Source organism: Sutcliffiella horikoshii (assembly GCF_044809035.1).
In the GTDB taxonomy this organism is placed as follows: Bacteria; Bacillota; Bacilli; order Bacillales; family Bacillaceae_I; genus Sutcliffiella_A; species Sutcliffiella_A horikoshii_G.
Genome location: NZ_CP085237.1, coordinates 662,842 through 686,853 on the forward strand (window position 1 = coordinate 662,842; position 24,012 = coordinate 686,853).

Sequence of the window (24,012 nt, forward strand, 5' to 3'; positions counted from 1 at the left end):
ATGTGATTTCCTCCAGATATTTTGTATGATAGATGTAGGATAAATGGTGACGTTACGTAACCTGCAAGTAGTTTAGGAGGGAATTTATGAATTATTTTTCATCGGGAGAGGTTGCAAAGAAATTGGGGGTATCGCTGCGGACGGTACGGTATTATGACGACATCGGGTTGGTGGAACCGACAAGCAAGGATGAGAGTGGAAGGCGGCTGTATACGTCTGAAGACATCATCAAGCTTCAAAAAGTCTTGCTGTTAAAGGAAACGGCCATGCCTCTGAAGGATATTCAAAAAGTCTTGAATCAGATTACGATGGAGCGGATCCTTCTTTTACATAAGGAAAAGTTGGTGGAAGATCTCGAACGGTTAAATCTTTCGCTTGATCACACGAATTCTCTGCTAAATATGATGAAGCTTGAAAAGGACATTCATTGGGAGCATCTTCTTCCATTATTGGGGGAGGACATGGAAGAGAGGCGCCAGCAAAGAGCGGAAGCAATGGAGTTGGTATTCAGCGAGGACGAGCAAGCAGTGTTGCAAGAGAACTTGCCTAAGTTGGAAGACAATCCGGTGGAGGTGGCAAAGTGGATCAACATCATCAAGCGGATTGAGCTTTGCATTGCGGATGGGAAAAAGCCAGATTCGGGCGAAGGGCAGCTAATAGCGGAAGATGTGATGATTTTGTCTGAGGAGACCTTTAAAGGGAATGCCGAGCTGGCGGAGAAATTCTGGGATGCGAGGAAATCAGAAGAGGCGTCTAATGGGTTGGGATTCTATCCAGTGAGGCAGGAAGTGTTGGAGTTTTTGGAGAGGGCGATGAAGGAGATGTCCCTATCTTCGTAACTAGTTATTGAACCGTTGTCCATGGATGAATTATGATAGAGAAGTAAGCAATGAAAGCGGTTTATCCGATGGGAGGGGTACGATGGGGAGATTAGTTCATTTTGAAATTCATGTGGATGATATGGAGCGTGCAAAGGGGTTTTATGGAGAGGTATTTGGCTGGTCGTTTCAAGATTGGAGCGAATATGCTGGTACGCCATATTTCGGAGCTGTGACTGGGGACGAGAATGAGCTTGGAATCAATGGTGCATTGATGCAACGAAAAGGTGCTGCGCCTGCAGCAAATCAACCTTTAAATGGGTTTTCCTGCACAATGGGTGTGGAAGAGTACGACGCCACGGAAAAGTTGATTCTTGAGAATGGCGGTAAAGTGGCAGTGCCAAAGTATGCGTTGCCTGGAATGGCATGGCAAGGTTACTATGTGGACACCGAAGGCAATGTGTTTGGTATCCACCAACCAGATCAGCATGCGAAATAGATAGATTTGAAGAAGACAAGACCTCATGTGTGGGTCTTGTTTTTTCGTGGGTCGGCGTGCCTGTCCCCTCAGCCCACCTGTCCCCTCAACCCGCGGTTCAAAAACTCATTCAACAACCCTGCCATCTCCTCAGGTGTTTTATTCATTCCACTCTCCAACCAGTTTTTAATCATGTAAATACTTCCGCTCACAAAGAATATACTTAGGTATTCGAAGGTTTCCGCGTCTACTTGCTTATGGGGAATGAAGTTTTTCAGTATGTATTCCTTGGCGATCATCATGCCTTTTTTCTGGAATTGCACTTCGGTATTTTCACTTAACAGAATACGACAAATATCACTTTTAGAAGCGATGTATTCGAATATTTTCTCGGTCATTTGGTATGCCTCGTCTTCTTTTGAGAAATTATATTGGTTAAGCGTTTTGACCATGTCTTCGGTAAATTCATCGTCAATAGAATCCAGCAGGTCGTATTGACTGGAATAGTGGGCATAAAAGGTGGAGCGGTTAATATCCGCTTTTGTACATATTTCTTTTATGGTAATGCTTGCAATGGATTTTTCCTTTAATAAATCTAACAAACTTTCCTTCAGAACCATGCGTGTATACTGCTTTCTTCTATCCATTTTTTCGCTCATCTTTATCACAGCCTTTCATAAAAAACAACACAATAGAATGATTTGTTGTCTATCTGACATCCGGCAAACAACTGTCTGTTGAATACCCAACACGGTGTCCAATATAATAATAAGATGTAAAGCGGAAAGTTACAAGAGAGGATGAACAACGATAAATATTGCATCACGTATTATAAAACATAAAAAGGCTGTTTTGATTGTGTTTGCGTTGGTGACCATCATCTCGACCGTGGCTCAGTTTTTTGTCTCGGTCAATTATAATATGGTAGATTATCTGCCGGATGATGCCCAGTCCACCAAGGCGATGGAGATCATGGAAAAAGAATTTACAGGCTCTGTTCCGGATACGCGGGTCATGATATCCGATGTGACGATACAGGAAGCCGTTACGTATAAAGAGAAATTAGAAGCCATTGATGGAGTGGCAGAGGTAATCTGGCTCGATGATGTGGTCGACCTGAAAACGCCGCTTGAAATAGCAGATCAAGAGATGGTCGAAAGCTACTACAAGGATGGCAATGCCTTGTTTTCCATCAGCGTCCGTAGTGGGGATGAGGTAGCCATTACCGATGCAGTTTATGAATTGATTGGCGAAAATGGTGCAATTGCAGGGGAAGCGATAAACACTGCGACCTCACAGAAAATGGCTGGGAATGAATCGATGTATGCGGCCATGCTGCTTGTGCCGATCATTATTTTCATACTTGTCATTTCCACAACATCATGGGTGGAACCGATATTCTTCCTGACAGCAATTGGGGTGTCGGTCCTCATTAACTTAGGAACCAACATCTTTATCGGAGAGGTTTCCTTTGTGACGCAGTCGGTTGCGCCGATATTACAGCTCGCCGTGTCACTTGATTATGCAGTGTTCCTGTTGCACAGTTTTTCAGAATATCGGAAAAAGACTAACAATCCCGAAGAGGCCATGGAGCTTGCGATGAAAAAGTCTTTCCCGGCCATTACGGCAAGTGCGGCGACGACGTTCTTCGGATTTATTGCCCTTACTTTTATGGAATTTGAGATCGGTTCTGACCTTGGGTTGAACTTGGTAAAAGGGATTGTACTGAGTTTTATCAGTGTCATGGTATTTTTACCGGCATTGACGCTTTTCTTTTATAAATGGATGGATAAGACGCAGCATAGAAGTTTCATTCCAAGTTTTGAGGGGATTGGAAAATTTGTTGTGAAGTTTAGGGTTCCGAGCTTGTTGATTGTTCTTGCCTTGTTGGTGCCGGCATTCCTTGCGCAGACAAATACCTCTTTTACATATGGTTTCGGTGAACTGCCAGACCATACGAGAGCGGGTGCGGATTATAAGCAAATCAATGAATCCTTTGGGGAAATCACACCGATAGTCCTCTTGGTTCCAAAGGGTGAAGTGGCAAAAGAGGAGGAGCTTGTGGCAGACCTGGAATCTATGGACTATGTCACAAGTGTCGTGTCTTATGTGAACATGGTGGACCCAGTGATTCCTCCGGAGTATCTTGACGAAGAGGTCCGGAATGAATTTTATTCGGAAAATTATAGCCGGATCGTGATCAACACCAACCAGGCGACAGAAGGAGACATTCCTTTTGCCATTGTGGAAAATGTGGATAAAGCCGCATCCGAGTATTACGGGGACTCCGCGCTCAGCCTAGGGGAGAGCGTAACCTTGTATGATATTAAAAACACGGTGACAAAGGATAATATACTCGTCAATGTGTTGACGGTTGTGACCATTGCTATAGTATTATTGATTGGTTTCCGGTCCATTTCCATTCCGGTTGTATTATTACTGGCGATTCAGTCCTCTGTGTGGATTAACTTGTCGATCCCGTATTTCTCGGAAACCTCGCTCGTTTTTGTCGGGTACCTCATCATCAGCACGGTGCAGTTAGCGGCAACGGTGGATTATGGAATTTTGTTTACAGAGGCTTACACGCACCATCGCAAGGAAATGTCTGCGAGGAGGGCAATTATCAAGACTTTGGATGAGAAGACCTTCTCGATTTCGATTTCGGCAGCCATCCTTTCAAGTGTCGGGTTTATTTTATGGATTACGTCTTCTAATCCGATTGTCGGATCGATTGGACTATTACTTGGAAGAGGAGCACTGCTGGCGTTTATCATGGTACTGTTCTTCCTGCCGGCGATGTTGCTTGTGTGTGATAAATTCATCAAGAAAACGACCTATAAGTCCAATTTTAAAGAGGAGAAGTGATGATGAGAAAGAAAAAACTACTATATGTTACACTAGCCGGAATGATTTTCTTGCCTTCATTTCTTAGCAATGCGGGTGGCGTTTATGCTGAGGACCAACGGAATGTCCGGACCAAGGAAGAAGTGGTCTATGCCACGTTAAAAGCCAATGGAGACCTTGGCCCTATTTATGTCGTGAATACGCTTGATGTTGCGAAAGCGGGGGAGATCCTGGATTTCGGTGAGTATAAAACAGTGAAAAATTTGACGGACATGACCGAGCTTGAGCAAGATGGCGAGCGTGTGGTGGCCGATGTGGAACAGGAAGGGAAGTTCTACTACCAAGGCGATTTGGAAGAAGGAACAGAACTGCCATGGGATGTGACGGTTACGTATCTTTTGGATGGTCGTAAAGTGGACCCGGCAGAGCTTGCGGGGAAAAGTGGTCGTGTGGAGATAGTAGTAGAGACAGCATCGAACAAGAATGTGAATACCGTTTTTTATGAAAATTACTTGCTGCAAGTCTCCCTGACTATGCCGAATACGTATCAGAATATCGAAGCCTCTGCTGGTGGCATGCAGGCGAATGTCGGGAAAAATAAACAAATCACGTTTACCGTCATGCCTGGAAAAGAAGAGCAGCTTCGCGTCGAGGCGGATGTGGATAACTTTGAATTCAATGGTGTCGAGATTGCCGCCGTCCCATCCAGCCTTCCGATTGATACAACGGGAACGGAAGGGATGACCGATGATATGGCAGAGCTGTCTGATGCTATCGGACAGTTGAATGATGGAGTTGGCCAGCTGCAGGACGGTGTTTCTGAGTTGAATGGCGGTGCCGGGAAGCTTCGTGATGGTTCTGCACAATATAAAAATGGAATCAATCAGCTCAATGGATCCTCCTCTGAGTTGGTTGGGGCCTCAAGCTCTATAAAAGAAGCGTTAGGAACGATTAATCGTGAGCTTTCTGGTGGTGCTGCGGAAGTTGATTTGAGCAGCTTGATGGAACTGCCTGCCGGGTTGAGAGAGCTTGCGAAAGGATTGAATGATACGGCAGCTGGACTCGCAACTTTTCAGGAAAACTACGCTGCGGCATATGCTGCACTAGATGGTGCGATTACAGAAATTCCTGCAGGGGATTTAACTGAAGCAGAGATTGCCGGGTTGTATGAGAGCGGAGCAGATCCCGCCGTTGTGGATAAGTTGGCAGCCAATTATGCCGCTGCCCAGAAAGTGAAGGGGACTTATGCACAGGTTCGCGAAGCATTTGCCGCAGTGGAACCATCTCTGACCCAGGTCAATGGAGCGGTAAGAGGGATGAGCGGCACGTTGACGACGATTGCAGATGAGCTATCTGCATCATTAGAGGAGACAGATCTGATTGGGTTTGCTGAGCTGACGAAAGGGTTGGAAACATTAGCAGCCAACTATAATCAGTTCCACTCCGGACTTGTGAGTTATACAAACGGGGTGGGTGAGCTATCCACATCCTATTCACAGCTTCACACAGGCTTACTTGGATTGACAGATGGTACAAGTGAATTGTCCTCAGGAGTGAATGAGTTGTCTGAGGGAACAGAGGAACTATATTCCGAAACCAAAGACTTGCCTGCAAAAATGCAAGCTGAGATTGATAAAATGATTCAGGAATTCGATAAATCGGACTTCAAGCCGGTGTCGTTTGTTTCTGAGGAAAATGAGAAAGTTACTTCCGTACAGTTTGTGATTAAAACCGAGGCAATCAAGATGGAAGAGAAGAAGACGAAGGAAGCGGAGCCTGAGAAGAAGAAGGGATTCTGGACTTTGTTGAAAGAGTTGTTTAAGTAAAGAAAAGGGAGGTTTCTACTGATACACAGAAGAAACCTCCCTTTTCTTATAGAGCTATATTTTACTTGGCTCGACAATATCTTTCCGTCTGTAAACACTTAAGATAATCCCTAAAACGGCGGAATAAAAAATCAGTGTGGTTCCGCCATAACTGATAAAAGGTAAAGGAACATTTATAATTGGTGCAAACCCTAAGCCCATTAGTATATTCCATAGTGCTGGAACCGCAATTAAGGTAGCACCCCCAACTACTAGTATCCTTCCATAAGCGTCCTTCGTCTTGCTTGCATTTTGTGAAATTTTCCATATGAACACGATTAATAACATACATAGAAATATCCCGAATGCCCAGCCGAGTGAGTAAACAAGATAGGGAAAAGCGAAATCTGTGTGAGCATCTGGTAGGGATTGAATGGCGCTATCCCCATTTAGACCTTTTCCGAACCAGCCTGCGTCAGCAAGAAATCCTTTGATTAAGATGTACATATACCCCGGTCCATTTACATATTCTTCAGGGGAAAGAAAAGAAAATAATCTTTCCCTTAAAAGGCTACCACGAGAGCTGATTAAAATCGGTACAATAAAAAGTAGACACGTGGTCAAATTTGCGGTGATCATGATAACTTTGCTCTTTTTCGGTATATGGGAAAAAGTGAACATCATTAGTACACAGAAAAAATAAAAAATACTGTAAGGAAAGGAAGGAAGCATCATGTAAAGCATGAAAGGTATCCAGAATAGACCAAACATCATTCCTTGTCTCCACCCGTTAAACAGGTCAGATTTAGTGGAAATACCAGACCACGCAAGGAAAAACAAAAGCATGGAAATGGTAGCCACATCCACCGTAAATCCGCCAAACGAAATCCATCTCTTGACTCCTCCTGCTGAAATGCCGAATACAAGAAGGTATAGGAGTACAAGCACACCACTACTATAAAAAAGAAACCACCAATTTTTCAGTTTCCTATAATCAAAGAATAGAAACGAAATCAGGACGATTGTTCCCAGGCTGAACCAGATTGCCTGCTTCTCCAAAAATAAAGAGCCTGGTGCATTCCCGATTAAGGGGAGAAAGCTTATCGCTCCTATAATGGTAAACAGAATAATGAGCATCCAGTCCATTCTCGGTTTATGAAGCTTATTTAATTTCTCCCCGATTGAATAAGGATTCCCCATTTCTTGAACGGCCTTTTCCTCTGCTTTTTCTTTGGAATCCTCACGGTTTTGGAATGACTGGCTTAGTTCTAAGAGGTGATGATGGAGCTCTTTTTTTATCATGCTGTGAGCATCTTTCGATTTTACTTTTGACATTACTTTTGTTAAAAATTCATCAAAGATGGGCGAACTCATAAGGAAGCCTCCTCTAGTAAGTCCTTTAATAAAAACGGTTGTTTGGCATACCCTTTTTTTGTGGCGGCTGCCAAGTGTTTCCGACCTTTTGCAGTTATTGCATAATACTTCTTATCCTCTCTCCACATAGAGACCAAAACTTCTTTATTCTCTAACAAATGTAAAAGCGTATAAAGCTGTCCTTCATTGTGCAAAAAGCTATGTTCTTCTTTTTGGAAAAGCTGTGTGGAAATCTCAAAGCCATGTTTGGCCTCCAGGTGTAGAGATTTCAAAATTACAAGGATGGTATCTTCGCTAAATGACTGAAGGGAAGAGGAGGAAAGCTTTGCCTGTATCGCTTCGTTTACTCTAGTTTTCCTTTCATCCGTAAAAGTGAGATCCTTGAAAACATTCTTCTTCATAGACTTTTTAAAATTTAGAAATGGATCATTCATTCTCTATACCTCCTCCATCATATTTTCTTTTAAAATTTCTCTTGCGCGTTTAAGTCTTGTTTTTAATGTGTTGACATTTACTGAAGTAATAGCGCTTATTTCAGACAAAGGGAGCTCCTCATAGTAATGAAGGATCACCACTTCACGGTATTGTATAGGTAATTCCATTACTGCGTTGGTAAGGCTGGCTTCCTCACTTTTAGCTATTACTTCAAGCTCTACATCTTTTGCTTTGGAGGGTATATAGTTCAATATTTTCTCATTGAGTAGTAGCTTTCGATAATGCCAGCTCTTTAGATAGTCTTTGCAATGATTACTGGCAATGCGGTAGAGCCAAGTCTTTATGGAAGACTGGTGATGGAACTGCTCTATCTTTTCATAGCATTTAATAAAAATCTCTTGTGTTAAATCCTCGGCTATCGTCCTGTTCTTTACATATGTAAAAACAAGATGGAGAACCGCGTCCCCGGTCTCATTCATTAGTTCTTGGATAAGTTGTTCTTTATCTATCACATTTTCCTTAGAAACAACTACATGTTCTAGCTCATTCATGTACACATTCCTCCTTTCTCCATTTTAGACGATGCATCCACTGTTTGGGTTTGGAAAAAATATATAATTTTATTGAAAAGGAAACTAAAAGAGCCAATCCCGTCAAAGGATTGGCTCTTCTTCTGTCCTACAACACTCTATCAATAATCTTCTCAAACTCATCACTCACAGATCTTCTGTCATTCAAAATCTGCTCATTCTTAAACGTCACGCTGCCTCTGTTTTTATCCAGATTCAACTTATCCACAACTGAAGAAAATGGAGTCTTCCGCAGTTTATCCACATCAAACAGCACTGTCGTTTCTACATCCCCTTGGAAAATGTACACCTCAATTTCTTCTAGTCTCTTAAAATATTTTCCGAACGTAGGGACGAATTCGTATTGTTGGCCGAATACTTTTTCCGATTTTAGGTTGAAGGGAAGCTTCTGGCTTTCCATCTGACGGAACTTAAGTAAAATTAGTAATTAATGGAATTTTACTAATAAGTACTTTGTTAGGAGAATTACTTTGACACGCACAGTAATATGTTGTAAATTATAACCAGGAGGTGATGAGATGTGGAGAATAAAATATCGACTGATTTAATACGGGGGCATACGGATACGATCATTTTGAATGTGCTTCGCCAAGGGGATAGTTATGGTTATCAGATTTATAAGACCATTATTGAACTAAGTAAAAATCAGTATGAGCTGAAAGAGGCAACGCTTTATACAGCTTTTCGTCGCCTGGAGAAGGAAGGGTTTATCGCTTCTTATTGGGGGGATGAAACCCAGGGTGGTCGGCGAAAATACTACCGGATTACGGAAGACGGTTCGGCACGCTACGAGCAATACAAGAAAGAATGGAAGTTTGCAAAAGAGATACTTAATTACTTGATAGAGGGAGGAATCGAGAATGATGAGAAATAGTTTGGACAAAAAAGTCCAGGCATATGTAGATAGCCTTTTCTCCGGCGTTGGGGAAAGTCAGCAATTATTTGATCTTAAAGAAGAGCTAACAACCAATCTAAAAGAGAAAATCGCGGACTACAAGAAGGATGGAATGGATGAGTCGGCTGCATTCAAAGAAGCAGTGAGTTCCATGGGAGATCTTAGCGGATTGGTCGATGATATGCGCGAAGTCGGGCAGAACAAAGCGAAGCAAGCGGTCTATTCGTCGATGACAGCACGAATCTCAGCGGCTGGTTTGATCACTGGGATATTGCTCATTTTGTTCGGTATTTTGACATCTGCCATGTTGTATTTTATGGATATGGAATTGGAAGCTGTGACAGGGACTGCGATTTTTGTGGTGTTTGGGATTGCCATCATTACGTATAGCGGGTTAACGAGAGAGAGTTCTAAGAAGTATGCCATGAATAGGGTTCGGGCCATTTTATATGCAGTAGCAATAGGGTTGGTGGCATTTAGTTTGTTTGTTGCATTTACAACTGGTTTTGCCACTGGTGAGGTGTATATTGCGATCAGTTCTTTCATGATTTTCTTTTTAGTGGGGATTGGCTTATGGTTAGGGCTTTTATTTACAGGGGCCGATCGAAGAAAGATGGTGGCGTGAAAGTGATATCGCAAGGAATTTGGGTAAGAGAAAACCACCTTCTGCTTCGGTAAAAGAAAAAGGTGGCTTTCCTACTAATAATATTGCATTGCAGAGAGAGGTGTTCGCGCACTTCTCTCTTTTATTATACACCAGAGTATTACGCAGCCACATCCCCTTTGACTTGCAGTAAGTTAGCTTGCTTCAAACGTCTTCTCACTGTAATCCCAATCCAACTTGCCAAGAATGCTTTAATGAGACCTACAACGATGAAAGGATAAACCCCGAATTTCAACGCATCCGCCCATGTCATATCCATCACAAGTTTTAACTGAATAGTTCCCATCACAAGGGTGATGATCATCCCGACTGTGTTGGCGACCATTGCCCATTTTAATGTGAAAGCTGTTTTTTCCAAAATGTAGCCAGTAAAGAATGCAGCTAGTATAAAGCCGAATATGTATCCCCCTGTTGGACCGACCAATACCCCGGCTCCACCCTTCATTTCAGCAAAAACCGGTAAGCCCACTGCTCCGAGCAGGACGTAACAGACCATCGACATTGCCCCGTATCTGCTTCCGAGAATGGTTGCCGCAAGTCCTACCGCAAGTGTTTGTCCGCTTATTGGTACAAGCGGTAAAGGGATTTCCATTTGTGCGAGCACGGCTGTGATCGCGGCGAACATAGCGCATAAAATTAGCCAACGTAATCTTTCGTTTTTTGCATTCATTTGATGTTCCTCCATTTTTGTTAACTTAATAATAAATTTAGTTTACATAAAAGCCCGGGAATTGAAAAGGCTTTTTTTTAGCTGTTTGGTTTACGACTATTCCTACAGGGAACACAAAACGATAACCTATTTTACAGGAGGAGTTCAAATGGCTAAAACAATATTCATCACAGGAGCGGGAACTGGGCTCGGAAGGGGTGCTGCGTTAGGGCTTGCCAAGAAGGGCCATAGAGTCATCGCCACAACGGAACTGACATCCCAGAAAACGGATCTATTGCGGGAAGTGGAGAATCAAGGGCTGGATATGGAAGTTTTCAAGCTCGACATTACCAACCCTCTTGATTTGGAACAGATGGAAAAATACGATTTTGATGTGTTTGTGGCAAATGCTGCAATCAATGAGGGAGGGCCGCTTGGGGAAGTGCCGATGGAAAGATTTCGGGCCCTTTTTGAAATCAATGTATTTGCGACTCTAGAAACCGCGCAGATTGCTGCAAGGAAGCTTGTGAAAAAGGGAAGCGGAAAGATAGTCTTCATGAGTTCCATGGCGGGCATTTCCGCGACACCGTATGTGGGTCCTTACACGGCAACCAAGCATGCATTGGAAGGCATCGCACAGACGATGAAATCTGAGCTGGAAGAGTTCGGCGTGAAAGTGGCGACAATTAATCCGGGGCCATACGCAACTGGCTTTAATAAACGTGCTGCTGAGGAAAAGTGGAAGTGGTTTGATGAAGAAAAGCATTTTACAAGAGAAGCAGATATGATAGAGCAGGAAGCGCAGTTGAAGGAGTTCCATCCTGAAGATATGATTGAAAAGATGGTGGAAATCATTCCAGCAGACGACCATAAGTTCCGCACCGTTTATCCTGAGGAAACGGAGAAGCAGTTGAAGGAGACGGAGCAGGAGCGATGGGATATGAGGATTTGAATGAGAATACTGAAACCGGTGACCTTTTTTAGGAGGGTCACCGGTTATTTTTATTGTTAAGAAGCAATATAGGAGCCTTTCTTTCCAAGATGGGCTTTATTATTGGGAATGAAGACGTCAGTGGGGTGGAATTGGGAGCGGGGATGTTTTCATTCGGGTACGAAGAAAAAAGCCCTCTATAGATATCCAAGGTTCCAACCTCCTCTAAAATATATGGTAAAATAAACCTAAAAATAACTATTAAAAGGAGCAAGCCCTTGACTATATGGAAAGCAACTGAATTTGATGAGTATGAGTTAAAACCATTAACTGTATCAGATATCAAAGAGGCTGAGGAGCGGCTGGAAGTCCGTCTTCCAAAAGCCTATCTAGAACTATTAATGGAACAAAACGGAGGGAATATCAACTATAATGCGCATCCTAGTCCAGTGCCTACAGACTGGGGAGAGAATTTTGTACAGGTAGAGTACATCATGGGGATAGAGAAGGAAAACGGCATTCTAGGAAACTCGTATTTTATTAAAGAATGGGGGTTGCCGGAGGGGCTGATATTATTTAACGGGGACGGTCACTGCTGGTTGGCATTTGATTATCGCAAGGTCCCATCAGATCCGGAGATTGTCTATGTAGAAAGTGATAGTGGAAAGCTAGTGAAGCTGGCGTCATCTTTTGAAGAGTTCCTTTCCAACTTGTATGTAGAGGAAGAGGAGGAGTTTGACTTTGATGGCTCCTTTGAATATAAATTTTATAGTCAAGAAGAGTTTGAGAGGTTGCTAGAAAAGAATGAGTCAGAGGAGTTAGTGATAGCCTTGGGCACCTTGTCGCAAGGAGATGTTGATGAAGAGTGGCTCGGGAAACAGCTGGTGTTGTTGAGCAAGCACCATGATCCATACATTAGGTCGGAGGTTGCAAGCAATGTTTGGAACTACTTAACTTATCGCCTGGACGATGAAACATTGCTTCAATTAATAGAAACTTTCCGGGTAGACACGGACAGCGACATTCGAATGCTCGGCGAAATGATTGTAGAAAAGTTGAACTACTCCTATGATCAATTAAAGAAGGACATTCATCTTAGAGGCATGGTGAGTTTCAGCTTGAACGGTTCTATTTATCACCTTAATAACCATTCTGGACAATGGCACCTATCGGACTCTGAAAGAGATCTGCAGTCATTTGGGACGGTGGAGGAGTTGCTGGAACACGCAGTGATAGAGGGAAAAACGTTGGAACAAATCTGGAATGAAGTGAAGATACTATAAGGATGGTTCTCCTGCTTCTATTTAAGAGGGAGGAGGCCATTCTTTTATTTTTTTAAAACTTTTTTGAAGTTCGCCCGTCTATACAGTGTCAAAAAAATGAAGGGGGAAAGCCGGTGTCATTCTATAAAGAAAATGAGATAGAGGAGTGGTATAGCCAATATCATCAGACTATCTTCAAATATATTATTCTCATGGTCAAGGACAGTCAGCAGGCGGAGGATTTGACGCAAGAGACTTTTTTAAGGGCATATAAGCATCATCATACATTTAAAAGGGATTCTTCCCCGAAAACATGGCTTTTCAAAATTGCACATAATACTACTGTCGATTACATCCGTAAAATGAAGCCGATTAGGTTATTCCATCAAGTATTTAATAAAGAAATGTCAGCATCTTCAGAGGAAATCATCATTCTTAGAGAGAATTCCCGAGAACTTTATGAGGCTTTAAGTAATATGAAAGCATCATATAAACAGGTAATCACTCTTAGGAAGATAAAAGGGTTTTCCATTTTGGAAACAGCTCATATCTTGGATTGGTCGGAAAGTAAAGTGAAGTCAACCTTGTTCCGGGCGATGAAGACCTTGGAGGAGAAAATGAAGAGGGAGGTAAATAATGATGAGAAGCAGGTCAGAGGGTGATTCCCGTTTGGAGCAATCACTGAAGAGGTTGGAACATGATTTGGAGTGGAATCAGGAGCGTGCAGGGTTGGTAAGAGAACGAATCGGTGAAAATATCCGAAGCATCAAGAAAAGGCGAGTTGCCTCAAAACTCCTTATAGCCATCGCAACATTATTACTGGTTATAAGTATTCCAATTATCGTAGTAGACCAACAGGAAGTGGTTGTCAAAGAGGAAAATCTTTATCAAGCAGCTCCAAATACGGAGAAGAATGCCGATGCTGATGGCATTATTCTGGATTCGATTTATCAAGTGTTTCCCCTTAATGCAGAAAAATATATTGATGCTATCGTCGGTGAGCCATTAATTTCGGAGGGAGGTATCTATGGGGCTTACTATTACCAGCTTGGTAACCGTACTCCAGAATTACTTCATATTACTACTTATGAAAATGAGTATCCCATTGAACAAAGGATGGAAATGCTGTTACCACACAAAAAATCCCCCTCAGCATCCTATGAATCTAAAGAAATTCTAGTTGGGACTCATCGGGCAGTATTGACTGTTTCAAACCAAGAATATGGAGGAGTGACACTTCTAGTGGTAACTGACAATTACGTGTACACTTTCTCCCCACCCTTTCAATTTAAGGATATAACTGACAAAGAAGCAGAGCAGCTGGAAGAGGATATAGTCGAACTTGCAAAGCTACTTACTTTTAAATGAAAAAAGGTTCCATTTGCTTTCTAGTGTAAACTAGAGTAGCAGATGGAACTTTTTCACTAACTATTCTTTTGTAGTAAAAGTAAATCCATAAGTATCCTTTAGTTCTAAAAGTATGCTTCTTAGCTGTTGTACCTCCTCATGATTATCAATAATTATGGTTTGGTTATCTTTGTAATGAAACTCCAAACTATCTTTTTTCGTTTCATCATTGGTAATTAAGAATACTTTCTCTACATCTTCCCAGCTGTATAGAATTTTTTCGTCAAATGGCGCATCTACCATTGTAAATCCTGCTGACCCAACAATAGTTATTGGTTTTACACCAATGTACATGAGTGGTAGGGCTATAATGACTGCTAGTAAACAGATACCTACTTTCCATCTGTAAAAAAAATAGGAAGCTATGGATGCTGCAAGTAAAAAGAACCAAGCTGCAGCAAAGTAAGTGTAAGTAATACTAGGTGTCTCTAACATCCATATGGAGCCTTGGTTAAAGATACTTCTTTGTAAAATATATGGAAGTAACCAGATGACTAATGGAGAAAGAACTAATAAAGCGATGGTACTGACAATAAAGTAATGTCTTTTTTCATAGTTTTTACTCAGTTCAAAAACCCCCTTAAGTCTTGTATATTGTTTATTTTCGGATCTTCTTTATACTAAGCACCCAATAACCAATTAGTATTAAAAAGATAGACAGTCCTGAAAGTACAAGGCAACCATATAATACATTGATCTTTGCGTTATCCATCACAATAGATAGTTCGCCGTTTATCACTTTAGGAAAATCAAAGTATGTGAATGGAAGTAAATGAGCAATGTCCATCCCTAATTTAGTTGTGGCGTAATATCCAGAGATATTTAGAAGGATGGAAACCGAAAAAACGGTCAATGCATTCTTTATAAAAGTCGATAAAACCATGGTAAGTGCCAGGACAAAAAGTAAACATAAAACAAAAAAGATCACACTGAAGAGAAGGTACTCCCCTAAAGGGATGAAGTGATAGCCATATCCACTTGAAACCAACCCAGAGTAGTCGGAAGAATTTACGATGTCTTCATGGTTATAATATAAAATCGGGTAAAGCCAATCCCCAAAACGATTGAATAAGCTTCCAATCAAAACAATGATTAAAAATAACCCTACTCCACTAGCAATCGATAATATACTACTTGTCATTATTTTTCCTAAGAAAAGGTTACTTAACGCTAGTGGTTGAGTTTGTAATAAATGTAACGTTTGCTTTTTCCCTCTCTCTGAAGCCAAACCCCCTCCAAACAAGAAGAAACATAAGAGAATAGGAATGAAATAAAGGTAGTACTTGTTAAATAAATATAAAGAAAAAAGACCGCTACTATTTAGTTTTCTATTTTCTTCTTTGAATGTCTGATGGAGCTCCTCATCTGTAAATTGATGATAGATGGTCGGGATAAAGGTACCTGTAAATATAGGTTGAATATTTTTTTTCATCAACCATTCTTTTTCTGTAATACTGGTTTCCACAGTGAATTTTCCGAGATTATCCATTCTGTTATCCAGATAAAAACCACCTGTATCAATTTTCCCTGCAGCAGTATGATTATCAAAGAGTTGATAATCATAAAATGCTGTCCAATTTTTTTGTTCGTATTCCTTAGCTGCTTCTGTTCCTTTTTCTCTTTTTTCTTTAAAAAAATTGATGGATTTCTCGACATCAGCAATAAAGTCATCATAAATAGTTTCTCCTGATTGCTCTTTTACCTCTTCGTATCTATCTATAGCTTCTTCGGAAAGTGCAATCCACGTTTCTGTTTCTTCCATTTTTGACAAATCTTCTAGATACTGTATTTCTTGTGCACTGGATTGTTGGAAAAGAATAAAATAACCAACTGTCACAAATAACAATAATAAAACATTAATCTGTACAAATAGCTTTTTTCTAACTACCTTTCTCCATTCGAAAAACATTAACTTATTTAAAAGCGATCCTTTTTTACTCTTAAAAGGTTGAATGTGGGAAGATTGTTGAGAGAAAGACAAACTTCTTATTTCAGGAATAAAATATGCAAAGAGGATCAATATGAAAGCCCACATAATTGAAAGACAGGGATAATTCCAATCATCGCCAGTAGGTATGGTGGCTGATAAAGCCGAAATACGAAAGAGTTGAAAAGGATTTCCTGCCATCTGTAAAGAGTTATTAAGTTCAGTTAAGCTATAACCAACCATGATAATAAAAGAAGAAAGCATTATGGTTATAAACGTATTCTTAAGTAAGTTACTTAAGAATGTTACCAATGCAAAAAGAAAAATAGCCGCACTGACAAAAAAGATTGCGATTCTAATAATGTAAGTCATGATCGGGAGTATATAGAAAGTTTGAGTGTCTTGTATTAGAATCGGATAGTGTCCACTAAAGGAGTATTCAGAAAAAACACTTGGAATGGCTAAGCCAACAACGATGAATAAAGCCATGAAGATTAAGGTGGCACCTAACAGACTAATATATTTGGAAACTAGCAGTTCCCATTTTCTTATCGGCTGGGTCTGTAAAGTCAACCATGTTTGTTGTTCCCTTTCACTGGTGAATATATTGCCAAATAGCAATAACATTACAAAAAGACCAGCTAAACTGAATGCCCAGTCACTTAATTCCTTTACAATTAAATGGGGAGAAACAGGATACTCTTCATCTTCATAGCTAAGATTGTATGAAATAAACCACTCTGCTAAAGCTTTTTCCATGCTTAATTCTTGCCCTGTTAAGATAGGGAAAGGTTCTCCATATGCTTCGTACTGCTCCACCAATTCTAGAAAGGAAAGCTTTAAGGTGTAAATATCTTCCCACTCTTCTCTTTCCATCACTCTATTTAACTGCATTAATATTAAGTTCATTTCTTTTGTAAGGTTTAATTGATTTTGTTGAATTTCTGGTAGCTCCTGTTGCCTGTCTAATTCTGATAAATCCCTTTGTACTCCATTCACAATTTCTTGGTGTAGTATCAGTTCCTCTTGTGCTCTTTCCAACATTCCCTCTTGTTCGTTAACATTGGATTGAAAGATAGCGACGGTACAAAGTAGGCAAATAATCGATACCCAGAGGAATTTTTTTTGCCTCCATAATTTTTTTAGCTCAAATAGAAATATCTTCATGGTCTGCATCCTTTTTTACAAAGATATTTTGATAACGGTCCTCTGAGCCAAAAACTACTTTTTCTATTTCAGCTATCTTAGTCCCACTTTGCATAAGCAAAGACAGAGGAATATGTATGGAAGTGTCTTTCAGGAACAGGGAGATTTTCTGGTTTGATATAATTTCTACTTCATATAATTCCTTAGTTAATTGCTTATGTGCTTCTGAAACATCATTTACAGTAAGGTGATAACATATCCTTTCATATTGAGAAATATCTTCTTTTATTATTACTCCCTTTTTCAGGAATAAAATCTCTGAAGTGATCCGGTCAATCTCCGATAAATTATGGGAGGATAATAGAACAGTGGTGCCTTCTTTATGTAACTCTAACAATAGGTTGCGCACTTTAATGGCACTTGTGGGGTCAAGTCCATTCAATGGTTCATCCAATATCAACAATTTTGGCTTATTGAGGATTGCCATTGCGAGTAGAAGATGTTGCTTCATCCCTAAGGAATAATTGCCAACGCGTTTATTCAAGTATCTTGTAATACCAATGCGCTCTGCGGTTTCTACAATTTGGCTTTTAGGTAAAGACTGCACTTCCGCAATAAATTGCATGTGATCATATCCAGTTAAATAGTCATATAAAACCGTATTGTCTTGCATAAATGCAACCTCTTTAAATAAACTCACATCAGTATTTTTTTTATCTAAAATGCTAATTTCTCCACTGTCTGCCCGTTGTAGATTGGTGATGATACTTAGGAGGGTTGATTTACCCGAACCATTTGGGCCAACCAAAGCGATGATAGAGGATTTCTCAATTTTAAACGAAACATCTTTAAGGATCTTGTCTTTTCCGAATGATTTATTTACGTTATCAACTGTAAGGATCATGGGTGTAGTCTCCTCTTTGATTTTTAAGAAAAATATTAATTGATTTAATAATCAGACATTTATTGCTATACAAAAGGCCCTTATCTTGTCTTACTAGATAAGAGCCTTTAATTTTACCTTAATTTTACCACTCCAGTAGAATAAAAAATAGATATTAAAATGGTGTTGGGTATTGCAAAGGATGTTTATACAGAGTACCAGAGTATATACAACTAGATCCACAACCTGAATTTGTACTTAGGTATCCTCTGTATGTTGCACCATGCTTTCCAATTGTATAGAATTTGTATTGGCCACTCCAAACAGTGGTGCCACTACTCCAATAAATAGTATTAGGTGCCGATTGAGCGGTTACAACATTAGCACTAACATTCGCTGAAAAGTAACTTACAGATAGAGCTAAAACTGCTATTAGACTAACAATCTTTCTTTTCATAGAATTTCCTCCCCCCTTAAAGTGTTTTTTCTTTTTTCTTACATTTTTATACTAAAATAGTAAGATATATAGGTCAATAGAATTATTGGTAAATTTTTATTCTTTTAGGAATAATATGGGTTTTGATAAATACAAGCATTTTATTTGTTTCTTTAAATAAGAAAGACCAAGAGATTGAATAATGTTAAGATAGTTGCAAATCCTAATAACGTACCTAAACTCTTGATTCGCATGAATACTACGTACATTGGCAACCAGTTTTTTCTAGAGCAGTTTTAATTTTTGATACATAAATCCAGTTTTTGTGTCATTACGGCAAAATAATAATAGGTTGGCACATAAAATCTATTTTTGTAAAATTGGGTTTAGAATTTCCTCCCCAAAACCTGCTTCGCCATCTCCATATATTCTTCTAAACCTGACTTGAGTGCAAACTCCGCTATGGCGATCGGGTAGGCTGCTGTCAGTTCTATCACGTGCTGAGCCATTCCTGGCCACACGTATCCACCAGCTTTTTCATAGTAATGAATCAATTCTTTCAGCACACCTTCTCCAAATGTGCGGTAGTGTGCTACAAAGTCGATGGCAATGTCTCCAACGGCTGCCTCGGTCCAGTCGATAAAGCCAGTAACCTTGTTCGCTTCATCAATCAAGATATGACCGGCATGGAGGTCGCCGTGAACAAGGGCGGTTTGTTTTGGCCAGATTGAGTCATTCCCCAACCAGTCCTGCCACCTTTGCCAAAGCTCTGGGTCCACATGAAATTCCTCTTTCACTTTTTCCATTCTTTCCGCCATGTTTTCACGGATTTCTTCCGGTGTTTCAACAGGGAGACCTGCAGTGCGGGCTTCTTCATGGTCGATACGGTGTAAGGATAGCAAGGCTTCTGCAAGTGTTTCGTTAAAACCAGTTGGAACGTTCTTTTCGTCCAGTACCCATACATATGCTTGTGCTTCGGGGTCGACAGTAGCGGCTGGTACTCCGCTGAGTTTTTTATAGGCAATCAGTGAATCCGTGTAAATCAACCAGTTTGGTGCTTCCACACTCAGCTTCGCCCCTACTAAATCAAGGGTACGCTTTTCCTTTTGGGTGGAAGCCATCACATCGTCTCTTCTAGGGAAGCGTAATACCCACTCTGCACCATCAACATCTTCAGCAAATACTACAAGGAAATCCAGTCCGGATTCGTTATAAGTCAGTGTGTCGGCCAGTATATCCAGGCCATTATCTTTTGCAATTCCTATTACTTTTTCTTTAGTTAAAGTCATCTTTCATTCTCCTCTTCATTTTTATTTTGGCGTCCTGTGAGAAGAGTAGATGGGTAGGCAAAATAAAACCATGTCCGCGATTTCATAAAAAAGGCATAACAAAAAGAGGGTAGACTGTCCCCTCTTTTTTCTACAGATCATATTAGCATCGTAAAATAAAGGTTTCCTAAAAGTAGGCAGACCAATCCCATATACCCTGCACACAGGCAGAGCCTTTGAACGTATTCAATTAACGGTTCAAAGCTTGGAATCGAAGTCGCATACTTGCAGTCATAGGAAAACCCTCCATTTCTTTAAAAGTTACTATGAGTGTAGCATGGATGATGGAGGGGAGGCAAGCGAGGTGGAAATTATTCTGCATCAGGCTTCTAAGGTTTCTGTCTGTGGATTAAAATAGAGAGTACAAAGGGGTGATTTATATTGTTGCTTTCACTTTCCATTCTCACTATGCTTTTGGGTATTTTTTATCTTTATTCAACCGAAAAACAACTTGCAAAATGGATGTATCTTTTAAAGCCAGGGACTATGGTCATCATTATTTTAATAGCAACGTTGGGCTTGGATGAATTGTCTTCTACATATAGCTGGTGGATCCTTGCTGGGTTATTATTTTCTATACTAGGTGATATATTTTTGATGCTACCGAAGGATCGCTTTGTATATGGGTTGATATCCTTTTTGGCTGGACATGTTTGCTATGTTGTAGCGTTTTTATATATCCCCGGGGGTGGAGAGGTGGGGACCTGGGTAACTGGAGCGTTACTTTTAATTGCTATTTTCTACCTCTTAAAATTGTCCAAGGGAGTCTTCCATTCAGGGGGCATTACGCTTTTACTTGCGGTTACGGTATATGTAGCGATCATCACGTCCATGGTATGGGCAGCATTCTATAGTCAACAGCTGATAATAATTGCAGGCGCCATCTTGTTTTTCTTTTCCGACGCAATTCTTGCCTGGGATAGATTTGTCGGAAAGCTAACCTATAGAAACTATCTGGTGATGATCCCTTATTATTTGGCTCAATATCTATTTGCGATTTCTTTGCATTGGGTTTAAATTTTTTCATGTAGATGTGCCTTAGCATCGGATAATATCTTTCTTGATGGGAAATGTAAAAGTATTAAAATTTTCATTCTTCATGAAAGGGTGTCCCAATGGAAAGAAGGTTGTTAAATCTATTAAATATACTGTGTATGGTCTCCTTACCATATTTATTTAAAGGTTCAAAAATGAGAGAAAATTTACTGGTTTTTTTCCTAAAGGGAGTTATTTCGATTTTACTTGATTCTTATGTAGTAGGAACTAAAAAAATTGCTTATCCGGTAAGGCCTTTTTCAAAAATTTTCAGTACAAATATTATTTATGATTTGTTGTTCTTTCCAATATTAAGTGTCATTTGGATTAGAATATCTTACCATGATAAATGGAAAACCTTACTACTAAAAAGTATGATTTTTAGTGTTCCAATGAGTTTATGTCAATGGTGGCTAGAAAAAAACTCAAGATTATTTGAGTGGAAAAAATGGTCTGCTTTCCATACATTTGGCAGTATCAATTTTACCTTGTTTTTAGTTAGAGGTATTATTGGCTTCTTAAAAAGAGTAGATGCGATGAAGCAGTAGCGGAAACCTTGATGCATGCCTGTGTGTAAAGTGAAATGAAGCAAGTGTTCATAAGCCTTTTGAAAAATGCCTTTGAAGCGATGCCGCGTGGCGGAGAGGTAACCAGCTATCTAAAGGAAACAGCCGATTGGTTTTTGTAGAATTTGAAGATCAAGGGGTAGGCACCTCTCCTGAAAAGATTAAGGAGCTGGGGAAACCATTTTTTACAACAAAGAAAAAGGAACAGGCTTAGGCCTGCTTGTTACAAATAAAATTATAAAAAATCATAATGGCCCTCTTAATTATGAGAGTGAATTGAATAAAGGAACGGGTGCAAGAATTACACTGGAAAAGACAGCGGAAGTGAAGCTTGCAGCAAATGTGATGGAATAGAGGAGAGTGCTGGGATAGTGAGCACTCTCTTATTTTTGTTCTGAAAATCCACTTGTCAGCTTGGAAGCTAGCGCTTTGGATTCTGCTCTTCTAGTGCGTCGTGCTTTTGCCCGTTCTTCCCCGGTTTTGTTTAGGTACAACTCTTCTTCTGTTTCTGGTGAGATAGAAGGTACTGGAGCAGGCTTTCCTTGATCATCTAGTGCCACAAACGTTAAAAAGGCTGTCGCTGCAATGTTCTTGGTACCTTTTGTTAAATCCTCCGCTGTCACTTTGACAAAGACTTCCATGGAAGAATTCCCGGCCCATGTTACAAATGATTCAAAAATTACAGCATCTGTCGGTCGGATTGGCGATAGGAAATCCACCGAGTCCATCGAAGCTGTTACGCATTCGCAGCGGCACAAGCGGGCTGCAGAAATAGAGGCAAGCATGTCCACGTCAGATAACAGTTTGCCTCCGAACAGGGTGTTATGGTTGTTAATGTCGTTTGGAAACACTCGGCTGGTTCGAATGACACGGGTATCTTTGCAGGTTTTGTTCATTGGGATTCTCCTTCAATTTGTTGTAGATGAAGTTATTTTAGCATTATTTTCCTTGTTGCCAAAATGTGAACTGTTTTTTCGGTGAGCTTCCTTTATTAAAATTGCAGTCCTAGAGGGTATAATAGAAGCAACAACAAGACAGATGAAAAAGAAGGGGATTTGATGAGCAAAGTAAGTAAAATTGGTTGGAAGTTTGATAATAGCTATGAATCATTGCCTGAACTGTTTTTTTCTAATATGGAGCCAAATCCAGTGGAAGCGCCTAAGTTGATTGTGTTTAATGAATCTGTGGTAGAAGAACTTGGACTTCGTGTGGATGCATTAAAGGCGTCGGATGGTTTAAACGTTTTTGCGGGCAATACGATTCCAGAGGGTGGTTCTGGAATTGCCCAAGCATATGCGGGCCATCAGTTTGGCAATTTTACGATGCTTGGGGATGGTCGTGCATTGTTGGTTGGGGAGCAAATTACTCCAAGTGGGAAAAGATTTGATATTCAGTTGAAGGGGTCAGGACGTACTCCATATTCCCGAGGTGGAGATGGTCGTGCGACTTTAGGGCCGATGTTGCGCGAGTACATTATAAGTGAAGCAATGCATGGGCTTCGGATACCGACAACGCGTAGCCTGGCAGTTGTTACGACGGGAGAAGAGGTGTTGCGTGAAGGTCTGTTGCCTGGAGCCGTGATGACCCGCGTTGCATCCAGTCATCTCCGTTTTGGAACATTTCAGTTTGCAGCGCAGTGGGGAGATATGGAGAAGTTGCAAGCGTTGGCGGACTATGCAATGAAGCGTCATTATCCAGAATTGGAAGCTGGAGATTATCTTGGCTTTTTTAGAAAAGTGATGGAGCGACAGGCGGAGTTGATTGCGAAATGGCAGTTGGTCGGTTTTATTCATGGCGTGATGAACACTGACAATATGACAATCAGCGGGGAAACGATTGACTATGGGCCATGTGCGTTCATGGATGTATACGACCCGGCGACTGTGTTCAGCTCGATTGATGTGCAGGGGCGTTATTCATATGAGAACCAACCTCGAATTGGTGGCTGGAATTTGGCACGTTTTGCAGAAGCATTGTTGCCGTTGTTCGATGAGGATCAAAAGCGTGCTGTTGAGTTGGCGCAAGAGGAGCTATATACGTTTTCCGATTTGTACAAAGGGCACTGGCTGGCAGGTATGCGTGAGAAGCTAGGGTTGTTTGGTGAAGAAGCTGGGGATGAAGCGTTGGTGCAGGGGCTGCTTGATGTGATGAAGGAAAGTAAGGCGGATTTTACGAATACGTTTCGTGAGTTGACGTTGGGTGAACTGGACTTGGTAGAAAGGCCAGCTTTTGGTGAGTGGCATTCGTTGTGGCAGGAGCGTTTAGGAAGGCAGTCTGAAAGTGCGGAAGTTGTGCGGGAGCTGATGCAGAAGAGCAATCCTTCTATTATCGCGCGCAACCACCGGGTGGAAGCTGCTTTGGAAGCGGCTGTGGAGCATGGGAATTATGGTGTGATGGAGAATTTGGTGAGGGTATTGCGTGATCCGTTTGCTTATTCGGATGATCAGGTGGATTATTGTGTGGCGCCGGGTGCTGGTGTGTCGGCTGGTTACCGGACGTATTGTGGGACGTAGGTAGCCTCTCTCCGCCCGAAAAGCAA

General features: G+C 40.9%; 26 protein-coding genes. 14 read left to right on the forward strand and 12 right to left on the reverse strand.

Annotated features, from left to right (window positions below):
* Positions 1 to 86: 86 nt before the first annotated feature.
* Together LG307_RS03710 and LG307_RS03715 are read left to right on the forward strand one after the other, a co-directional pair.
* Entirely contained in the window at positions 87 to 839 is a 753-nt protein-coding gene (locus LG307_RS03710) for a MerR family transcriptional regulator (protein ID WP_404448248.1), read from the forward strand.
* Positions 840 to 921: 82 nt separating this feature from the next.
* The gene (locus LG307_RS03715; RefSeq protein ID WP_404448251.1) at positions 922 to 1,317 is read left to right on the forward strand and encodes a VOC family protein; all 396 of its coding nucleotides are present in this window, start codon (positions 922 to 924) and stop codon (positions 1,315 to 1,317) included.
* A gap of 68 nt (positions 1,318 to 1,385) precedes the next feature.
* On the opposite strand, the gene LG307_RS03720 is transcribed toward LG307_RS03715, so the two are convergent.
* Positions 1,386 to 1,955 (reverse strand): TetR/AcrR family transcriptional regulator, encoded by a 570-nt coding sequence (locus LG307_RS03720; RefSeq protein ID WP_404448254.1) that lies wholly within the window; start codon positions 1,953 to 1,955, stop codon positions 1,386 to 1,388.
* A gap of 262 nt (positions 1,956 to 2,217) precedes the next feature.
* Between LG307_RS03720 and LG307_RS03725 the strand changes: the two genes are divergently transcribed.
* Entirely contained in the window at positions 2,218 to 4,161 is a 1,944-nt protein-coding gene (locus LG307_RS03725; protein WP_404450371.1) for an RND family transporter, read from the forward strand.
* Positions 4,161 to 5,966 (forward strand): YhgE/Pip domain-containing protein, encoded by a 1,806-nt coding sequence (locus tag LG307_RS03730; RefSeq protein ID WP_404448256.1) that lies wholly within the window; start codon positions 4,161 to 4,163, stop codon positions 5,964 to 5,966. Before LG307_RS03725 ends, LG307_RS03730 begins: the two co-directional genes overlap by 1 nt.
* 54 nt (positions 5,967 to 6,020) lie before the next feature.
* Here LG307_RS03730 and LG307_RS03735 read toward each other — a convergent pair whose 3' ends face one another.
* The 4 genes from LG307_RS03735 to LG307_RS03750 form a co-directional block, all read right to left on the reverse strand.
* Positions 6,021 to 7,319, reverse strand: coding sequence for an FtsW/RodA/SpoVE family cell cycle protein (locus LG307_RS03735; protein WP_404448259.1), 1,299 nt, complete (start codon positions 7,317 to 7,319; stop codon positions 6,021 to 6,023).
* Complete coding sequence (locus LG307_RS03740) at positions 7,316 to 7,753, reverse strand: PadR family transcriptional regulator (protein ID WP_404448262.1); 438 nt, start codon at positions 7,751 to 7,753, stop codon at positions 7,316 to 7,318. The genes LG307_RS03735 and LG307_RS03740 overlap by 4 nt, the downstream gene beginning before the upstream one ends.
* Positions 7,754 to 7,756: 3 nt before the next feature.
* Positions 7,757 to 8,305, reverse strand: a complete 549-nt coding sequence (locus LG307_RS03745) for a sigma-70 family RNA polymerase sigma factor (protein WP_404448265.1) — start codon at positions 8,303 to 8,305, stop codon at positions 7,757 to 7,759.
* A 127-nt stretch (positions 8,306 to 8,432) separates the two neighbouring features.
* The gene (locus LG307_RS03750) at positions 8,433 to 8,744 is read right to left on the reverse strand and encodes a sporulation protein (RefSeq protein ID WP_404448268.1); all 312 of its coding nucleotides are present in this window, start codon (positions 8,742 to 8,744) and stop codon (positions 8,433 to 8,435) included.
* Between the two features lie 120 nt (positions 8,745 to 8,864).
* Here LG307_RS03750 and LG307_RS03755 point away from each other — a divergent pair, with 120 nt between their 5' ends.
* Together LG307_RS03755 and LG307_RS03760 are read left to right on the forward strand one after the other, a co-directional pair.
* Positions 8,865 to 9,218, forward strand: coding sequence for a PadR family transcriptional regulator (locus LG307_RS03755; protein ID WP_404448270.1), 354 nt, complete (start codon positions 8,865 to 8,867; stop codon positions 9,216 to 9,218).
* A complete protein-coding gene (locus LG307_RS03760; RefSeq protein WP_404448273.1) occupies positions 9,205 to 9,864 on the forward strand; it encodes a permease prefix domain 1-containing protein in 660 nt (219 codons plus the stop codon). Before LG307_RS03755 ends, LG307_RS03760 begins: the two co-directional genes overlap by 14 nt.
* Positions 9,865 to 10,003: 139 nt before the next feature.
* Here LG307_RS03760 and LG307_RS03765 read toward each other — a convergent pair whose 3' ends face one another.
* Positions 10,004 to 10,573 (reverse strand): biotin transporter BioY, encoded by a 570-nt coding sequence (locus LG307_RS03765; RefSeq protein ID WP_404448276.1) that lies wholly within the window; start codon positions 10,571 to 10,573, stop codon positions 10,004 to 10,006.
* A 148-nt stretch (positions 10,574 to 10,721) separates the two neighbouring features.
* Between LG307_RS03765 and LG307_RS03770 the strand changes: the two genes are divergently transcribed.
* From LG307_RS03770 to LG307_RS03785, 4 genes are all read left to right on the forward strand, one after another.
* Positions 10,722 to 11,504 (forward strand): SDR family oxidoreductase, encoded by a 783-nt coding sequence (locus tag LG307_RS03770; protein WP_404448279.1) that lies wholly within the window; start codon positions 10,722 to 10,724, stop codon positions 11,502 to 11,504.
* Positions 11,505 to 11,761: 257 nt separating this feature from the next.
* Positions 11,762 to 12,766 carry an SMI1/KNR4 family protein gene (locus tag LG307_RS03775; RefSeq protein ID WP_404448282.1) on the forward strand — a complete coding sequence of 335 codons (1,005 nt, stop codon included), beginning with the start codon at positions 11,762 to 11,764 and terminating at the stop codon, positions 12,764 to 12,766.
* Between the two features lie 113 nt (positions 12,767 to 12,879).
* Positions 12,880 to 13,407, forward strand: coding sequence for an RNA polymerase sigma factor (locus LG307_RS03780; protein ID WP_404448285.1), 528 nt, complete (start codon positions 12,880 to 12,882; stop codon positions 13,405 to 13,407).
* Positions 13,382 to 14,113 carry a hypothetical protein gene (locus tag LG307_RS03785; protein WP_404448288.1) on the forward strand — a complete coding sequence of 244 codons (732 nt, stop codon included), beginning with the start codon at positions 13,382 to 13,384 and terminating at the stop codon, positions 14,111 to 14,113. Before LG307_RS03780 ends, LG307_RS03785 begins: the two co-directional genes overlap by 26 nt.
* A 60-nt stretch (positions 14,114 to 14,173) precedes the next feature.
* Here the strand turns inward: LG307_RS03785 and LG307_RS03790 are convergent, their stop codons facing one another.
* The 5 genes from LG307_RS03790 to LG307_RS03810 form a co-directional block, all read right to left on the reverse strand.
* Positions 14,174 to 14,587, reverse strand: a complete 414-nt coding sequence (locus tag LG307_RS03790) for a hypothetical protein (RefSeq protein WP_404448291.1) — start codon at positions 14,585 to 14,587, stop codon at positions 14,174 to 14,176.
* Between the two features lie 163 nt (positions 14,588 to 14,750).
* Positions 14,751 to 17,246, reverse strand: a complete 2,496-nt coding sequence (locus tag LG307_RS03795; protein ID WP_404448293.1) for an ABC transporter permease subunit — start codon at positions 17,244 to 17,246, stop codon at positions 14,751 to 14,753.
* The gene (locus LG307_RS03800) at positions 17,227 to 18,129 is read right to left on the reverse strand and encodes an ABC transporter ATP-binding protein (RefSeq protein WP_404448295.1); all 903 of its coding nucleotides are present in this window, start codon (positions 18,127 to 18,129) and stop codon (positions 17,227 to 17,229) included. The genes LG307_RS03795 and LG307_RS03800 overlap by 20 nt, the downstream gene beginning before the upstream one ends.
* A gap of 154 nt (positions 18,130 to 18,283) precedes the next feature.
* Positions 18,284 to 18,565 carry a hypothetical protein gene (locus LG307_RS03805; protein WP_404448298.1) on the reverse strand — a complete coding sequence of 94 codons (282 nt, stop codon included), beginning with the start codon at positions 18,563 to 18,565 and terminating at the stop codon, positions 18,284 to 18,286.
* A 365-nt stretch (positions 18,566 to 18,930) separates the two neighbouring features.
* Positions 18,931 to 19,833 (reverse strand): macrolide 2'-phosphotransferase, encoded by a 903-nt coding sequence (locus tag LG307_RS03810; protein ID WP_404448301.1) that lies wholly within the window; start codon positions 19,831 to 19,833, stop codon positions 18,931 to 18,933.
* 420 nt (positions 19,834 to 20,253) lie between these two features.
* On the opposite strand from LG307_RS03810, the gene LG307_RS03815 reads away from it, so the two are divergent.
* The 3 genes from LG307_RS03815 to LG307_RS03825 all read left to right on the forward strand — a co-directional run bounded on the left by LG307_RS03815 (position 20,254) and on the right by LG307_RS03825 (position 21,827).
* Positions 20,254 to 20,889, forward strand: coding sequence for a lysoplasmalogenase (locus LG307_RS03815; protein ID WP_404448304.1), 636 nt, complete (start codon positions 20,254 to 20,256; stop codon positions 20,887 to 20,889).
* 98 nt (positions 20,890 to 20,987) lie between these two features.
* Positions 20,988 to 21,455, forward strand: coding sequence for a CBO0543 family protein (locus LG307_RS03820; RefSeq protein WP_404448306.1), 468 nt, complete (start codon positions 20,988 to 20,990; stop codon positions 21,453 to 21,455).
* Positions 21,456 to 21,653: 198 nt separating this feature from the next.
* Positions 21,654 to 21,827: an ATP-binding protein gene (locus tag LG307_RS03825; RefSeq protein WP_404450372.1), complete on the forward strand. Its 174-nt coding sequence runs from the start codon at positions 21,654 to 21,656 to the stop codon at positions 21,825 to 21,827.
* A 29-nt stretch (positions 21,828 to 21,856) separates the two neighbouring features.
* Here LG307_RS03825 and LG307_RS03830 read toward each other — a convergent pair whose 3' ends face one another.
* The gene (locus LG307_RS03830) at positions 21,857 to 22,369 is read right to left on the reverse strand and encodes an acyl-CoA thioesterase (protein ID WP_404448308.1); all 513 of its coding nucleotides are present in this window, start codon (positions 22,367 to 22,369) and stop codon (positions 21,857 to 21,859) included.
* 162 nt (positions 22,370 to 22,531) lie between these two features.
* Here LG307_RS03830 and LG307_RS03835 point away from each other — a divergent pair, with 162 nt between their 5' ends.
* Positions 22,532 to 23,986, forward strand: coding sequence for a YdiU family protein (locus LG307_RS03835; RefSeq protein WP_404448310.1), 1,455 nt, complete (start codon positions 22,532 to 22,534; stop codon positions 23,984 to 23,986).
* Positions 23,987 to 24,012 lie beyond the last annotated feature (26 nt).

Coding starts and splice junctions, on each gene's coding strand:
- LG307_RS03785 (WP_404448288.1), top strand. CDS start 13,382: ATGATGAGAAGCAGGTCAGAGGGTGATTCCCGTTTGGAGCAATCACTG.
- LG307_RS03830 (WP_404448308.1), bottom strand. CDS start 22,369: ATGAACAAAACCTGCAAAGATACCCGTGTCATTCGAACCAGCCGAGTG.
- LG307_RS03795 (WP_404448293.1), bottom strand. CDS start 17,246: ATGAAGATATTTCTATTTGAGCTAAAAAAATTATGGAGGCAAAAAAAA.
- LG307_RS03740 (WP_404448262.1), bottom strand. CDS start 7,753: ATGAATGATCCATTTCTAAATTTTAAAAAGTCTATGAAGAAGAATGTT.
- LG307_RS03735 (WP_404448259.1), bottom strand. CDS start 7,319: ATGAGTTCGCCCATCTTTGATGAATTTTTAACAAAAGTAATGTCAAAA.
- LG307_RS03725 (WP_404450371.1), top strand. CDS start 2,218: ATGGTAGATTATCTGCCGGATGATGCCCAGTCCACCAAGGCGATGGAG.
- LG307_RS03770 (WP_404448279.1), top strand. CDS start 10,722: ATGGCTAAAACAATATTCATCACAGGAGCGGGAACTGGGCTCGGAAGG.
- LG307_RS03800 (WP_404448295.1), bottom strand. CDS start 18,129: ATGATCCTTACAGTTGATAACGTAAATAAATCATTCGGAAAAGACAAG.
- LG307_RS03835 (WP_404448310.1), top strand. CDS start 22,532: ATGAGCAAAGTAAGTAAAATTGGTTGGAAGTTTGATAATAGCTATGAA.
- LG307_RS03710 (WP_404448248.1), top strand. CDS start 87: ATGAATTATTTTTCATCGGGAGAGGTTGCAAAGAAATTGGGGGTATCG.
- LG307_RS03820 (WP_404448306.1), top strand. CDS start 20,988: ATGGAAAGAAGGTTGTTAAATCTATTAAATATACTGTGTATGGTCTCC.
- LG307_RS03805 (WP_404448298.1), bottom strand. CDS start 18,565: ATGAAAAGAAAGATTGTTAGTCTAATAGCAGTTTTAGCTCTATCTGTA.
- LG307_RS03760 (WP_404448273.1), top strand. CDS start 9,205: ATGATGAGAAATAGTTTGGACAAAAAAGTCCAGGCATATGTAGATAGC.
- LG307_RS03750 (WP_404448268.1), bottom strand. CDS start 8,744: ATGGAAAGCCAGAAGCTTCCCTTCAACCTAAAATCGGAAAAAGTATTC.
- LG307_RS03765 (WP_404448276.1), bottom strand. CDS start 10,573: ATGAATGCAAAAAACGAAAGATTACGTTGGCTAATTTTATGCGCTATG.
- LG307_RS03715 (WP_404448251.1), top strand. CDS start 922: ATGGGGAGATTAGTTCATTTTGAAATTCATGTGGATGATATGGAGCGT.
- LG307_RS03810 (WP_404448301.1), bottom strand. CDS start 19,833: ATGACTTTAACTAAAGAAAAAGTAATAGGAATTGCAAAAGATAATGGC.
- LG307_RS03745 (WP_404448265.1), bottom strand. CDS start 8,305: ATGAATGAGCTAGAACATGTAGTTGTTTCTAAGGAAAATGTGATAGAT.
- LG307_RS03730 (WP_404448256.1), top strand. CDS start 4,161: ATGATGAGAAAGAAAAAACTACTATATGTTACACTAGCCGGAATGATT.
- LG307_RS03720 (WP_404448254.1), bottom strand. CDS start 1,955: ATGAGCGAAAAAATGGATAGAAGAAAGCAGTATACACGCATGGTTCTG.
- LG307_RS03790 (WP_404448291.1), bottom strand. CDS start 14,587: ATGTTAGAGACACCTAGTATTACTTACACTTACTTTGCTGCAGCTTGG.